The 14,208-nt window shown below is 70.0% G+C and carries 13 protein-coding genes and 1 tRNA gene; 3 read left to right on the top strand and 11 right to left on the bottom strand.

Annotated features, from left to right (window positions below; genetic code table 11):
* Nucleotides 1–38: 38 nt before the first annotated feature.
* The 7 genes from ACZ7CH_RS33915 to ACZ7CH_RS33885 all read right to left on the bottom strand — a co-directional run bounded on the left by ACZ7CH_RS33915 (nucleotide 39) and on the right by ACZ7CH_RS33885 (nucleotide 4,384).
* Entirely contained in the window at nucleotides 39–1,064 is a 1,026-nt protein-coding gene (locus tag ACZ7CH_RS33915; protein WP_360397281.1) for a saccharopine dehydrogenase family protein, read from the bottom strand.
* A 9-nt stretch (nucleotides 1,065–1,073) separates the two neighbouring features.
* Nucleotides 1,074–1,367: a hypothetical protein gene (locus ACZ7CH_RS33910; protein WP_470371841.1), complete on the bottom strand. Its 294-nt coding sequence runs from the start codon at nucleotides 1,365–1,367 to the stop codon at nucleotides 1,074–1,076.
* 107 nt (nucleotides 1,368–1,474) lie between these two features.
* Complete coding sequence (locus ACZ7CH_RS33905; protein WP_458433803.1) at nucleotides 1,475–2,731, bottom strand: cytochrome P450; 1,257 nt, start codon at nucleotides 2,729–2,731, stop codon at nucleotides 1,475–1,477.
* Between the two features lie 28 nt (nucleotides 2,732–2,759).
* A complete protein-coding gene (locus tag ACZ7CH_RS33900; RefSeq protein ID WP_360397275.1) occupies nucleotides 2,760–3,131 on the bottom strand; it encodes a hypothetical protein in 372 nt (123 codons plus the stop codon).
* A 158-nt stretch (nucleotides 3,132–3,289) separates the two neighbouring features.
* A tRNA-Val gene (locus ACZ7CH_RS33895) sits at nucleotides 3,290–3,361 on the bottom strand.
* Between the two features lie 37 nt (nucleotides 3,362–3,398).
* Nucleotides 3,399–3,863: a peroxiredoxin gene (locus ACZ7CH_RS33890; RefSeq protein WP_458433808.1), complete on the bottom strand. Its 465-nt coding sequence runs from the start codon at nucleotides 3,861–3,863 to the stop codon at nucleotides 3,399–3,401.
* Between the two features lie 89 nt (nucleotides 3,864–3,952).
* On the bottom strand, nucleotides 3,953–4,384 hold the full coding sequence (locus ACZ7CH_RS33885; protein ID WP_360397271.1) for a DUF3052 domain-containing protein: 432 nt from the start codon (nucleotides 4,382–4,384) through the stop codon (nucleotides 3,953–3,955).
* 324 nt (nucleotides 4,385–4,708) lie between these two features.
* Between ACZ7CH_RS33885 and aceE the strand changes: the two genes are divergently transcribed.
* A complete protein-coding gene (gene aceE, locus ACZ7CH_RS33880; RefSeq protein ID WP_470375794.1) occupies nucleotides 4,709–7,468 on the top strand; it encodes a pyruvate dehydrogenase (acetyl-transferring), homodimeric type in 2,760 nt (919 codons plus the stop codon).
* A 135-nt stretch (nucleotides 7,469–7,603) separates the two neighbouring features.
* Here aceE and ACZ7CH_RS33875 read toward each other — a convergent pair whose 3' ends face one another.
* The 3 genes from ACZ7CH_RS33875 to pnuC form a co-directional block, all read right to left on the bottom strand.
* Nucleotides 7,604–8,728 (bottom strand): GNAT family N-acetyltransferase, encoded by a 1,125-nt coding sequence (locus ACZ7CH_RS33875; RefSeq protein ID WP_470375793.1) that lies wholly within the window; start codon nucleotides 8,726–8,728, stop codon nucleotides 7,604–7,606.
* A 128-nt stretch (nucleotides 8,729–8,856) separates the two neighbouring features.
* Nucleotides 8,857–10,035, bottom strand: a complete 1,179-nt coding sequence (locus tag ACZ7CH_RS33870; protein ID WP_470371844.1) for a M14 family zinc carboxypeptidase — start codon at nucleotides 10,033–10,035, stop codon at nucleotides 8,857–8,859.
* Nucleotides 10,032–10,643, bottom strand: a complete 612-nt coding sequence (pnuC, locus tag ACZ7CH_RS33865) for a nicotinamide riboside transporter PnuC (protein WP_360397452.1) — start codon at nucleotides 10,641–10,643, stop codon at nucleotides 10,032–10,034. The genes ACZ7CH_RS33870 and pnuC overlap by 4 nt, the downstream gene beginning before the upstream one ends.
* Before the next feature lie 67 nt (nucleotides 10,644–10,710).
* Between pnuC and ACZ7CH_RS33860 the strand changes: the two genes are divergently transcribed.
* Nucleotides 10,711–11,820 (top strand): phytase, encoded by a 1,110-nt coding sequence (locus ACZ7CH_RS33860; protein WP_470371845.1) that lies wholly within the window; start codon nucleotides 10,711–10,713, stop codon nucleotides 11,818–11,820.
* Nucleotides 11,808–12,845 (top strand): winged helix DNA-binding domain-containing protein, encoded by a 1,038-nt coding sequence (locus ACZ7CH_RS33855; RefSeq protein ID WP_470371846.1) that lies wholly within the window; start codon nucleotides 11,808–11,810, stop codon nucleotides 12,843–12,845. Before ACZ7CH_RS33860 ends, ACZ7CH_RS33855 begins: the two co-directional genes overlap by 13 nt.
* A 195-nt stretch (nucleotides 12,846–13,040) precedes the next feature.
* Here the strand turns inward: ACZ7CH_RS33855 and ACZ7CH_RS33850 are convergent, their stop codons facing one another.
* The gene (locus tag ACZ7CH_RS33850) at nucleotides 13,041–14,099 is read right to left on the bottom strand and encodes a glucose-1-phosphate thymidylyltransferase (RefSeq protein ID WP_360397259.1); all 1,059 of its coding nucleotides are present in this window, start codon (nucleotides 14,097–14,099) and stop codon (nucleotides 13,041–13,043) included.
* Nucleotides 14,100–14,208: the final 109 nt, after the last annotated feature.

The following is a 14,208-nucleotide window of genomic DNA, read 5'->3' as shown; positions in this document are numbered from 1 at the left end:
ATATATCGGTGAGCTTCGAGCTGGCCAGACCGGGGGAGCTAGCTGAAGCGGACCTCACCGACGACGACGCCGTCGAGCTCGCGGATGAAGTCGGCGCCGAACGCGCTCGACGGGGTGTGGGCGCCGGGGGCGACGCCGGCGACCTTGCCGATGGCGCGCAGCACGGAGTCGGCGGTGAGGCTGTAGGCGTTCGGGGTGGTGAGGGCGCAGTCGACCTTGGTGGAGGCGTCCCAGGCCTCGCCGAACACCTCGGCGCGGGTGGTGGCGCGCTTGCGTTCGTCGGGTCCCTTGACCTTGGCGGCGACGGTCTTGGCGGCGTTCTGCACGAACGGCGCCTGCAGGACCGGGGCGAACACCTTCTGCAGCTGTCCCAGCGCGCCGGGCACGAGGGTGAACGTCGTGATGTTCGGGATGCCGGTCGAGCGGTGGGCGGTGCTCACGTCGCCCCACGGGATGCTGCCGACCTCGCGCGGGCCGGAACGGAAGTAGGCGGTGCGCCTGCGGTGTCCGATGCGGACGCTCTTCAACGCACCGTCCTCGCGGATGCGGCCACCGACCGCGGCGGCCTCGACGGAGGTCTTCGTGGTGCCCGCGCTCGCTCCCCCGCCGACGACGAACGCGAGGTCGAGGTGGGTCGCGGTCGGCAGGGCGTTCTTCAGGATCGCGGCCACGCAGTCGGTGGGGACGACGTCGAAACCGGCGCCGGGGAGCAGCACGATGCCGGCCTTGCGCGCGTCGGCGTCGCGTAGGGCGATGGACTCGAAGACGTCGATCTCACCGGTGATGTCGAGGTAGTGCGTGCCGGTCTTGAGGCACGCGTCGACCATGGCGGTCGCGGTGTGGGCGAACGGGCCGGCGCAGTGCACGACGGCGTCGACGTCCTCCAGGTGCGCGCGGGCCTGCGAGAGGTCGAACGCGCGGTGCTCCAGGCCGAGGGCGGCGGCGATCGGCTCGACCTTCTCGGCGGAGCGGCCCGCGAGGACCGGTCGTTCGCCGCGCTTGACGGCGAGCTCGGCGATGAGCCGGCCGGTGTACCCGTTGGCTCCGTAGACCATCCACGTCATGCCGCGACCTTACCGGCGAGTAGCGTCGCGGGAAGCGACCAAAGAGCCGATCAGCAGCAGGGCGCCCACGCCGATGACGGGCAGCGCCCAGTACAGCCGACGCAGGCGCAGGTCACCGCAGATGTCCACATAGGCCGATCCCATCGCGGCGGCGGCCGACTCGTCGAAGCCGATGCCCAGGCCGTTGCCGCACTGCACGAGCGCACCGCTCGGCGACTCGACGGCCAGCGCCACGAACAAGATCGCGCTCCCACCCAGGAGGAACGCAAGACCGACCACGACGGCGAACGTGCGCAGTGACATGAGGGGAAGCTACGTCCCGGTTGGACTCGGGGATAGCCCTGGTCAGCCGCATTGGGGGTTGGTCCCCTAATCCCCCGCTGAACGCTGTCGCGGCTCTCGCACGCCCGTTACGACAGAGAACCCGTTGCGCTGCTCCACTCGGCCGGACCGGTGTCCGTCCCGTGTGGACCGCCGAACACGACGGGAAGCTCACGGACGCTGACCATGATGTCGTTGTGCGTCACGGCCGGCGGCCCGTCGCCGGCGAACCGGGCGCGCGGGAACCGTGCGGTGAGCTGCCGCAGCACGGTCTCGGTCTCCAGCCGCGCCAGCCCCGACCCCAGGCAGAAGTGCGGGCCGTGACCGAACGACGCGTGCCCCGTCGCCGCCCGGTCGACCCGGTACCGCGCGGCGTCCTCGTGCGCGACCGGGCAGCGTCCGGCTGCGCCGAGGTTGATGAGCAGCAGCGTGCCCTCCGGCACCACCACACCGCCGATCTCGACCGGCTCGGTGGTGATCCGGTGCGTGGCGCTGCGGACCGGCGAGTTCTGCCGCAGCGTCTCCTCGACGAGCACCGGCACCAACTCGGGTTCGGCCGCGACCCGCTCCCACAGGCCGTGGTCGACCGCGTCGTGGATGACGTTGGTGATGAGACCCGCCGTCGTCTCGTGGCCCGCTACTACGAGGAGGAACGCCATCGCCATGAGCTCGTCGTGGGTCAACCGGTCGCCGTCGTCGTCGGCTGCCACCAACGCACCGAACAGCGAGCTTTCGTCCAGGCCGCCGCCGCTCAGCAGAGCGTGGAAGTAACCGCCCAGCGCGTCGCTGGCCGGCTGCGACACCTCCGGCTCCATCGACATCATCGTCTCGATCAACGTCCGCACGCGCGCACGGTCACCCTCGGGCACACCGAGCACCTCGCCGATGATGTGCAACGGCACCGGCACGGCGACCGCAGCGACGACGTCGACCTCCTCCCCCACCGGCAGCGCGCCGACGAGCTCCGCGGTGACCTGCTCCACGCGCGGGGCGAGCCGCTGCACCGCCGGCCAGGTGAACGCCTTGGCCGCGAGCCCGCGCAACCGGGCGTGCTTCGGGTTGTCGCTGTTGAGCATGCTCGGCCCGAACAGCCCCGCGAACTCGGTCTGGGTGCTGCCGAGCGCGGCGAGCTGGCGTTTCATCTCCCGCTGCAAGGCGTCGCTGTCCTTCGACAGCCGCCGGTCGGTCAGCAGCCTGCGGGTGAGCTCCAGCCCGACGGTGACGACCTGCAGGCGCACGCCGTTCGGCAGCGTCACCGGGTGCACGGGCCCGGACGCGCGCGCTTCGTCCTCGATGCGGTGGTGCTCACGAGCCCGCAGCTCGCCGCCGGTCAACAGGTTCGTCATGGCCTCTCCGTCTTCCCCGGACCCGCGGTCACCGCAGTGCGTCGAACACGCCGATCGTCTCCACCGCGGGCAGCCGCGGCGGCGAGGCGGCGATCGCCCTGCGCCCCAGCACCCAGTCGGGCAGGTGGTGCCGCAACGCCACCCGCCCCTCCGGCGTGATGTCGACCGGCGCGGCCATGCCGTGGTCGATCGCGCGGTCGGGCTTCACCCAGCTGATCCAGCCGCGCAGCCGCAGGACCTCCAGCGCCTCGGCGTCCCACTGCTTCGCGGGCCGGTGCTCCAGGTACCAGCTGGTAGCGCCGCGGTGCACCCCGCCCTGCTCGACCAGCGCGAGCAGCTTCACCTGCTCCTGCGTGACGGTGCCGAGGTCGGGCCGCGGCGTCTTGCCCCTGCGCTTCACGAGTCGTCGTCCTTCGGAGGTGGTGGGCCCAAACGTCCCCGACAGGCCGTAAAAGTACGGCACCGACCTGGCCGGTTCCAGATGCCATCACGATCGAAGTTGCGCCACCGGCAGAAGAACGGGGCGAGGTGCGCCAACGCACCTCGCCCCGTGTGAAATGGGCGCGACAGGGTTCGAACCTGCGACCGCTCGGGTGTAAACCGAGTGCTCTTCCGCTGAGCTACACGCCCGTGCCGCCCGCCGCCACCACGGCGCCGGACAGGTACATCATGCCTTCAAGGAGGCTACGGCCTTCTTCCAGCCTTCCTGATCGCGGGCCTCACCGGGGCCGTTGACCTCGGCGAAGCGCACCACACCCCCGGTGTCGACCAGGAACGTGCCCCGCACCGCCATGCCGACCGCGTCGTTGAACACGCCGTAGGCCTGCGCGACGGCGCCGTGCGGCCAGAAGTCCGACAGCAGCGGGAAGGAGTAGCCCTCCTGCGTCGCCCAGGCCTTCAGGGCGAACACGCTGTCGACCGACACGCCGAGCACCTGGACGTTCTCGTCCTCGTAGGCCGCGATCTCGTCGCGCACCTGGCACAGCTCGCCGTGGCAGGTGCCGCTGAAGGCGAACGGGTAGAAGACCAGGAGCACGTTCTTCGAGCCGCGGAACGACGACAGCGTCACCGGCTGCTTGTTGTAGTCGTTGAGCGTGAAGTCCGGGGCTTGTGAACCGACCTCGACCGCCATGAAGGAAGACCTCTCCGGTTGACACACGACTGAACCACGGACGGGTGACAACCGCCCGTGGGTCACAGCCTATGCGGGCCGTGCTCGAGTCAGCGCTTGGCCTTGGCGGACTTCGGCCACACCAGCCTCGTGCCGGCCCAGTCGTCGGCCACGCTGATGTTCGAGGTCTGCGAGAGGCCCGCAGTCCCGGAGGCGTCGGCGATGTCACTCGGCTCGACGTGGCCGGTACGGCCCGTCTTCGGGGTCAGCACCCAGATGATGCCGTCCTCTGCCAGGAGGTTGGTGGCTTCGAGCAAGGAGTCCACCAGGTCGCCATCGTCCTCCCGGAACCAGAGCAAGACGACGTTCACCGTCTCGTCGGCCTCCTCGTCGAGGATGTCGGCCCCGATCTGCTCTTCGACCGCTGCGCGGAGGGCGTCGTCGACGTCCTCGTCCCAGCCGATCTCCTGGACGACCATGCCCGATTCGATCCCGAGCTTCTCGGCGACGCCGATCTTGCCGGCGTCTTCCGCGGCGACCACGGTTTTCACTCCTCCAACTACGCAAGGGCGACAGCCCGTGAAGACTGTCGCCGGATGGTCCACTACACGGGACAGCGAACACTGTCGGCTACCCCCGGCGCAACTGTTGACCACGTGACACGCCGTGTGGGGGACCCCTGTGAAGGTGCTTAGACTGGCACCAGGCATGCTCTACATACCTCTTATCGCGCGCGCGTGAGCGACACGATCCAGAACTACCGATCAGTAGCGGTGACGAAGTCGTCGCGCAAGGACAACGATAGGAGCGCGTGGCACGGTTTTCCGGGCCAGCGCGTGTACCGCCAACGAAGCCGAGGAGACACCTTGAGCCCGCAGAACACAGGCCCCGAGCGGGTACGTGTCATTCGCGACGGCCTGGCAGCGCACCTGCCGGACATCGACCCCGAAGAGACGGCCGAGTGGCTCGAGTCGTTCGACGAGGTCCTCAAGGGTGGCGGACAGCAACGCGCTCGGTACCTGATGCTGCGGCTGCTGGAGCGCGCGGGCGAGAACCAGGTCGGCATGCCCTCGCTGATCAGCACCGACTACGTCAACACCATCCCCACCGAGCGGGAGCCGTGGTTCCCCGGTGACGAGGAGGTGGAGCGCCGTTACCGCGCGTGGATCCGCTGGAACGCCGCGATGACCGTGCACCGCGCGCAGCGACCCGGCGTGGGTGTCGGTGGCCACATCTCGACGTACGCGTCCAGCGCGTCGCTCTACGAGGTCGGCTTCAACCACTTCTTCCGCGGCAAGAACCACCCCGGTGGCGGCGACCAGATCTTCATCCAGGGTCACGCCTCCCCCGGCGTCTACGCCCGCGCGTACCTGGAGGGGCGCCTGTCCGAGCACCAGCTCGACGGCTTCCGCCAGGAGTACTCGCACGCCGGTCCCGGTGGCGGCCTGCCGTCGTACCCGCACCCGCGGCTGATGCCGGACTTCTGGGAGTTCCCCACGGTCTCGATGGGCATCGGCCCGATGAACGCGATCTACCAGGCGCGGTTCAACCGCTACCTGCACGACCGCGGCTTCAAGGACACCTCCGACCAGCACGTGTGGGCGTTCCTCGGCGACGGCGAGATGGACGAGCCGGAGTCGCGCGGCCTGCTGCAGCTGGCGGCGAACGAGCAGCTCGACAACCTGACGTTCGTGGTCAACTGCAACCTGCAGCGCCTCGACGGCCCGGTGCGCGGCAACGGCAAGATCATCCAGGAGCTGGAGTCGTTCTTCCGCGGTGCCGGTTGGAACGTCATCAAGGTCGTGTGGGGCCGCGAGTGGGACGCGCTGCTGCACGCGGACCGCGACGGCGCGCTCGTGAACCTGATGAACAACACGCCCGACGGCGACTACCAGACCTACAAGGCGAACGACGGCGCGTACGTCAAGGAGCACTTCTTCGGCCGCGACCCGCGCACGAAGGCCCTCGTCGACGCCATGAGCGACGACGAGGTGTGGAACCTCAAGCGCGGCGGTCACGACTACCGCAAGGTCTACGCGGCGTACAAGGCGGCGACCGAGACCGTCGGCCAGCCGACCGTGATCCTCGCCAAGACCATCAAGGGCTACTCGCTCGGCCCGCACTTCGCGGCCCGCAACGCGACGCACCAGATGAAGAAGATGACCCTGCAGGACCTGAAGGGCTTCCGCGACAGCCTGCGCATCCCGATCACGGACGAGCAGCTCGAGGCCGACCCGTACCTGCCGCCGTACTACCACCCCGGGCAGGACTCGCCGGAGATCCAGTACATGCAGGAACGCCGCCGTCAGCTGGGCGGGTTCGTGCCGGAGCGCCGCACGAAGTCCAAGGCGCTGGTGCTGCCGGGCGACAAGGTCTACGAGGGCGTGCGCCGCGGTTCCGGCAAGCAGGAGGTCGCCACGACGATGGCGTTCGTCCGGCTCGTCCGCGACCTCGCGAAGGACCCGGAGATCGGCCCGCGCATCGTGCCGATCATCCCGGACGAGGCACGAACGTTCGGCATGGACTCCATGTTCCCGACGCAGAAGATCTACAACCCGAACGGCCAGGCGTACACCTCGGTGGACGCCAACCTGATGCTCGCCTACAAGGAGTCCGAGCAGGGCCAGATCCTGCACGAGGGCATCAACGAGGCGGGTTCCACGGCGTCGTTCACGGCGGTCGGCACGTCCTACGCCACGCAGGGCGAGCCGATGATCCCGATCTACATCTTCTACTCGATGTTCGGCTTCCAGCGCACCGGTGACGGCCTGTGGGCGGCGGCGGACCAGATGGCGCGCGGCTTCGTGCTCGGTGCCACCGCGGGCCGCACGACGCTGACCGGTGAGGGCCTGCAGCACGCCGACGGCCACTCGCTGCTGCTGGCGCACACGAACCCGGCCGTGATCGCGTACGACCCGGCGTGGTCGTTCGAGGTGGCGCACATCGTCAAGGACGGTCTGCGCAGGATGTACGGCGAGAACGCCGAGAACATCTTCTACTACATGACGGTCTACAACGAGCCGTACGTGCAGCCGGCCGAGCCGGAGGGCCTGGACGTGGAGGGCCTGCTGCGGGGCCTCTACAAGTACCAGGACGGCCCGGCGACGCCCGGTCCGCGCGCGCAGATCCTCGGCTCCGGTGTGGGCCTGCCGTGGGCGCTCAAGGCCCAGCAGATGCTGTCCGACGACTGGGGCGTCTCCGCGGACGTGTGGTCCGCCACGTCGTACTCGGAGCTGCGCCGCGAGGCCGTGGAGACCGACCGCCACAACCTGCTGCACGTGGACGCCGAGCCGCGCGTGCCGTACGTGACGCAGGTGCTGAAGGACGTGCAGGGCCCCGTGGTCGCCGTGTCCGACTGGGCGTCGGCGATCCCGGACCTGATCCGCCCGTACGTGCCGACCGACATGACGACGCTGGGCACGGACGGCTTCGGCTTCTCCGACACCCGCCCGGCCGCCCGCCGCCACTTCCTGGTGGACGCGGAGTCGGTCGTCGTCGCGACGCTGGCGGCGCTGGCCAAGCGCGGTGAGGTGGAGCGGTCGAAGGTCGTCGAGGCGGCGCGCAAGTACAAGATCGACGATGTGCAGGCGGCGGGGCCGTCCACGTCGGACGCGGGTCTCGCGTAGGTCTTCGTCCTCCGGAGGGCCGTTCCACTTCGCGTGGAACGGCCCTCCGGCCGTTTCAGCGCGACCGTGGCGACCGGAGCCGTCCCCGCCCACACGATCACCGCGAACGGGTGCGGCTGGAGATCCACGGGCCGCTCAGCGGCCGGCGTCCCCGCCTCCGTCGACGGCGTACTCGGTGAACCGGCCCGCGACCGTGAACCCGAGTCGGCGGTAGACCGGCTCGCCTTCCTCCGACGCCTGCAAGACGGCGATGCGGTACCCCTCGGCGCGTGCGGTGTGCAAGGCGGCCAGCGTGATCGCGCCGCCATAGCCGCGGCGGCGGTCCGTGGCGAGGGTGGCGATGTTGTAGATGCCGGCGACGCCCGCGTGCAGGAACACCTCCGCGGTGCAGACCGCCCGGCCGCCGACGTAGCCGACCAGGTAGCGGGCCTGGCTGCGCAACGCGTGCGCGGCGGTGGCGGCGTAGAACTCGCGGACCGTGGCGGCGGGCGGGGTCCAGTTGGCGGCCAGGACGGTGGCGTAGTCGGCGAGCTCGGCCTCGGTGGTGACGCGGCGGAGGTCGAGGCCGTCGGCGTGGGGTTCGGGGAGGTCGTCCGGCAGTTCCGCCCACATCGCCGCCTCGGTCTCGGCCGCGGTCAGACCGGCCTGGGTGAGCAGGGTGGCGAGATCGGGTGGCGTGGTGGCGGGGCCGACCCACCAGGAGAACGGGCGGCCGGTCGCCTTCAGCGCCGCCACCGTCTCCGCGACGCGGGTGGCGGCGGTGACCGGGGTGAAGCGGGCGGTGGCGACGATGTTGAACGTGTCGTCGGCCAGGCCGCTGTCGGCGACGAGGAGGTCGCCGGTTCGCGTCACGGTCGCGCCCGGCAGGTGGCGGTGGAGGTGGCAGGCGTGCTCGGCGAGGTTTTGCTCCGCGCTCGCCGTCAGGTCGGTGGTGAGCTCGCGCAACGGCCCGCCGTCGCCGTCGTGCCGCACCAAGACGAAGCTCGCTGATATATCGGATACCGCGGTGAGCTCGACGAGCTCGTCACGGACCGGGAGCAGGCGGTCGACGAGGCGTTGGACCTGCTCGTCGAGGCGTTCGGGGCCTCGGTGGACGAGCTTCCACACGTGGCGCCGCGGGAGGTCGTGCTCGGGTTGTTCGCTGTCGCGGACGAACACCTCATCCGGTTCCAGGCCCAGCCGCCGGGTGATCTCGGCGGCGGGCACGGTGTCGCTCGTGAGGGCGAAGTAGCTGTACTGCTCGACTCGCACGACGGGCATCCGACCACGACGCAGCAGTAGCTCGCGACCGATATATCAGTTCACCGGCACGTCCCCTGTTGCAAAAGACGTTTGCGGACGTCCGCAAACGTCTTTTGCAACAGGGTGAGTAACCGCTGGTCAGCGAGCTACTGGCACTGGGCGACGGGCTGGGCGGCGAACAGGGGCTGGTCGGCGCGGGCGTCGAGGAGCAACGGGATGAGCGCGCGGGCCTCCTGCTTCAGCGGCACGATGCGGTCGCCGCCGCGCAGGTACTGCGACTTGATGCCGTGCAGCTCGAGCTCGTCGCGGTACTCCGAGTACTGGGCGCCGGTCACGACGTAGCCGCACGGCGGGGTGGCCAGCACGTCCGAGGGGTCCGGGGCCTGGTTGTCGGCGCCGCCGAAGTACACCGGCCCGGACCGCACGGCACGCGAGGCGGCGTTGGCGGACTCGATGGCCGAGCGGTTCTCGCGGACGAACGACCGGGTGCCGTCGAGGGCCTTCAGGTGCGAGTCGACGCGGAACGCCGGGGTGCCGTCGGCGTTCGTCTCGACGAGCAGGCCCATGCCGTGCTTGAGGCCGCCGGTGTTGCGCAGGATGCGTTCCTGGCCGTCGCCCGCGACCTGGCGGATCGGCTCACCGGTCACCGGGTCGACGTAGATGCCGTAGACACCGGAGGTGCGGCCGGCTGCCTCGACCGACGGGCGGACGTACGAGCGGGACAGCGTCTCGGACAGGTCGTGCACGCCGGGGGCGACGTTGAGGTTGCGCGGCCACAGCCAGAGGACGTCCTTCACGTAGTACGGCGCGGTCGGGCCGAACTCGTGCAGGTCGTGGATGACGTCGGGCTGGAAGTCGCGGATCACGGCGGCCATCGCGCGGGCCTCGGCGGTGCGCAGCAGCAGGTGGTCGCGGTTGACGTCGATGCCGGAGGAGTTGCCCCGCGTGTCGAGGGCGCGGCCGTCGGGGTTGGCGTTCGGGACGAACAGGTAGGTCACCGGGCCGGTGCGCGGCAGGGAGCGCATGCGGATGAGGCACGCCTCGCGGCCCGCCGGCTCGTCGCCGTGCTGGGAGCAGATGAACAGCACCACGGTGCGGGCCGAGGCGGGGCCGACCCGCACGAGCTGCACGGGACGGCCCTGCAGGGTGGTGCCGATCCGGGTGAGCGGCAGGCCCAGCGAGCGCAGGTAGGCCTGTTCCTCTGACTCGGTGGTCCACCTGCCGGTGAGCTCGAACCCGGTGCGCGGCTCAGGAGCCGCCGCGGCGGTGACCGGGACGGTGACCAGCAACGACAGTGCGGCGAGTAACGCGATCAGTCCCCTCATAGGGGAGACTTTGCCGCCTGTGTCAACCGGCGGGCGGTGCGGTTCCAGTCGATGAAACCGTGGACCACCAGGCCCGCGAAGATCACGTAGACGAACGCGCTGAAGTACAGGCCCGACTGGATCTGCAGCGGCACGCCGACCGCGTCGACCACCAGCCACACCAGCCAGAACTCCACCAGCCCCAGCCCCTGCAGCGCGAACGCGAGCACGGTGCCGACGAAGATCGCGGCGTCCGGCCACGGCGCCCACGAGGCGTCCAGCGCGTCCAGGAGCAGCGCGAATGCGACCGTGCCCACGACGAAGACGCCGGCGACGACACCGCGTTCGAGCCAGGAGCCCTTGCGCACCACGACGCCGAACACCGGGTCACGCCGGCGCACCCACGCGTACCAGCCGTAGAGCGCGATCAGCCCGACGACGACCTGCCGCGTGGCCAGCCCGCCCAGGTGCGAGGACAGGTAGACCGTGAACAGCAGCGCCACCGAGACGAGCTGAACCGGCCAGGTCAGGAGTGAACGGCGCTGCGCCAGGAAGACGACGGCGAGTGCCAGCACCTGCCCGACCAGCTCGGTGTACGCGATCTTCTGCCCGAAGATCGTCAGTCCCATCTCGTACCACACGGCTTGTTCCCCCGTGGTTCAGTCGCCGTATACCGGTGTTTCCTACCTTGCCACCATGTCATCCTCCTTAGCACTGGCGCTCGTGCCTTTGTTCCTCACTCCGGCCGCGACGCCCGTCATCACACCGACGGTGGTCACCCGGACGTTCGAGGAGCCCGCCGACGCGGACGACCCGGCCATCTGGGTGAACCCGCGCGACCCGGAACGCAGTGTGGTGCTGGGCACGCTCAAGGAAGGCGGCCTGGCGGCGTTCGACCTGAACGGCCGCACGATCGGCGTGAGCCCGGCACCGCTGCCGCCGGCGCCGGGGGCCAAGCCCGGCCGGTACAACAACGTCGACGTGCTCGGGAACCTCGCGTTCGTGAGCGACCGGGGCCGCGACCGCATCCGGGTGTTCCAAGTGGACGAACGCGGTGCGAGGGACGTCACGGACCCGGCGACCAGGCCGGTGTTCGCGAAGACCGAGGCCGAGGTCGAGGAGCAGCACACCGCCTACGGCCTCGCGGCGGGCCGGGTGCACGGCACGGACGTCGTCGTCACCAGCCGCCGCAACGAGACGAGCATCGCGCTGCTGCACGTCGTCAAGGGCGCGCGGTACGACACCCGCAAGGTGTCCACCCTGGAGCTGCCGGACACCTTCACCCTGCCCGACGGCACGCGCTGGACGGTCTGCGGCGAGCCCGGTGAGGGCCCGCAGGTCGAGGGCATGGTCGTCGACGAGGCCACCGGCACCCTCTACGCAGCCCAGGAGGACGTCGGGATCTGGCGCATCCCGTTGCGCGCCAACGGTTTCGGCACGCCGCAGCTCGTCGACAGGGTCCGCGCGTTCGGCGCGCCGCAGAAGTACGACCCGGTGACCGAGGAGTGCGTGGCCGACGGCCCGGACCCCGGCTTCGGCGGCAGGTGGCTCGAAGCCGACGCCGAGGGGCTCGCGATCGCCGGTGACGTGCTGCTCGCCTCCAGCCAGGGCGACTCCCGGTTCGTCGTGTACCGCAAAGCCGACATGAAGCCGCTCAAGGACTTCCGGGTCGAGGACGTCGAGCACTCCGACGGCGCCGACGTCGTGCTCGGCAAGCTGAACCTGCTCGTCGTCCACGACGGGGAACGCGAGAACGGCACCGGATTCGCCTTCGTCCGGCATAACCTGTCCCGATGGGGACTTTGAGCCAGGACGCGCTCAACAGGGCACTGATCGAACGCCAGCTGCTGCGCGAGCGCGCCGAGACGAGCGCGCTCGCCACGATCGAGCACCTCTTCGGCGTCCAGGCGCAGGAACCGAAGTCGCCCTACGTCGGCCTGTGGAGCAGGGTCGAGGATTTCCGGCCCGCCGAGCTCGAAGACCTGCTCACCGGTCGCCAGGCCGTCCGCATGCTGCTCATGCGCGGCACGATCCACCTGGTCAGCGCACGGGACGCGCTCGGACTGCGCCCGCTCACCCAGCTCAAGCTCGACCGCGAGCTGCAGAGCGGCCCGTTCGCGAAACGGCTGCGGGGCCTCGACTTCGACGAGATCGCCGAGGCCGGCCGTAAGATCCTCGACGACACCGCCATGGGCACCGCCGACGCCGGCAAGCTGCTGCAGGCGCGCTGGCCCGACCGCGAGCACACCGTCCTGGGCAACGTCCTGCGCAACAAGCTCGCCCTCGTCCAGGTCCCGCCCCGCGGCCTCTGGCACACCAGCGGGAGGGCGGTCTGCACGACCGTCGAGAACTGGCTCGGGCAGCCGCAGCGGGCCGTGCCGCGCACCGAGCTGGTCCTGCGCTACCTGCGGGCGTTCGGTCCGGCGACCGTCATGGACGCCCAGCAGTGGTCGGGAACCACCCGGCTCGGCGAGGTCTTCGACCAGCTGCGGCCACAGCTCGTGACGTTCCGCACCGAAGCGGGCAAGGAGCTCTTCGACCTGCCCGACGCCCCACGCCCCGGCGCGGACACCGAGCTGCCGGTGCGGTTCCTGCCCGAGTTCGACAACATCCTGCTCGCCCACGCCGACCGCCGCAGGGTCATCGCCGACGACCGGCTCGGCGTCGTCATCGGCGGCAAGCCCACCGTCCTCGTCGACGGCTACGTCGTCGCCACCTGGTCGATCGGCAAGGACCGCGGCGTCACCGTCGACTACCTCGACCGGATGCCGAAGAGCCGGCAGAAGGCGGTCGGCCAGGAGGCCGACCGCCTTCGCGACTGGCTGTGCTGACCCCCTTGACGAGAGCATCTGCAAGTACCACCAACACATGATCAAATCGCCGCCGACTACCACCAACCTGTTCGTCGTCTAACGAACCAGCCCTGTGTCCACGGGTGGCCGGCGGCGCTGTTGGCAGTAGAAAAGTGCTGGTTGATGTTGAGTTGGTGGTACTTGCAGATGCCGGGAGAGGCAGGGGTGGGCTGGTCAGGCGGCGGCCACGTCCACGTGTGCGCCGTCACCGACGACCAGCCGGTGGCGGCCCGCCGAACCGACCCGTGCGCGGCGCCCGATCAGCGACGTCTCGATGCCGGACACGTTGTGCACCGACGCCTCGCTGAGCACGATCGAGTCAGCCACGCCGGACTCGGTGATCCGGCAGTCCGCGCCGATCGACACGTACGGGCCGATGATCGACTCCTCGACCAGCGTGCCGGGACCGATGATCGCGGGCCCGACGATGCACGACCGCACCACGCGCGCGCCCTCCTCCACCACGACGTCACCGATCAGCCGCGACTCGTCGTCGACGATGCCCTGGACGTCGCCGCGCAGCCCCATCAGCAGCTCGCGGTTGCACTCCAGCACGTCCTCGACCTTGCCGGTGTCCTTCCAGAACCCGGAGTAGATCCGCGCCCGCACGTCGCGCTCGTGCGTGACGAGCCACTGCAGGGCGTCGGTGATCTCGAACTGGCCGCGCCACGACGGCTCGATCGAGTCGATCGCGACGTGGATCGCGGGCGTGAAGAAGTAGACGCCGATCATCGCGAGGTCGCTGCGCGGCTCCCGCGGGTGCTCGATCAGCCGCGTCACGCGCGAGTTCTCGTCGACCTCCGCCACGCCGTACAGGCGCGGGTCCTCCACCTTGTCCACGAGCACCTGGGCGGACGGCCGCAGCCGCGCGAACTCGTCGGCGATCTGCCCGATGCCGTCGGTGAGGACGTAGTCCCCCAGGTACAGCACGAAGTCGTCGTCGCCGAGGAACGGCCGGGCGATCTTCACGCAGTGCGCGACGCCCAGCGCGAAGTCCTGGTCGAGGTAGGTGAGCGAGACCCCCAGCACGGCGCCGTCGCCGAACATCTCGATGATCTCGCTGCCGTTCTCGCCGACGACGACACCGATCTCGGTGATGCCGATGTCGCGCAGGTTCTCCAGCACGTACTCCAGCACCGGTTTGTTCGCGATGGGCACCAGTTGCCTCGGCAGCGGGTACCCGGCCGGGCGCATCCGCGTCCCCGCACCTCCGGACAGCACAAGAGCTTTCATGGGTCCTCCACCGCGGCAGCGGGTAGTTCGGGTGGGGACGAGCGTCGGGCCGCGCGCTGGACGACAGCTGGAGAACGGTCAGAACACGAGGAAGGGGCCCCGCGCGTGA

The sequence above is a fragment of the Lentzea sp. NPDC037011 genome, from assembly GCF_055607425.1.
This window is presented reverse-complemented; position numbering and strand designations above follow the sequence as displayed.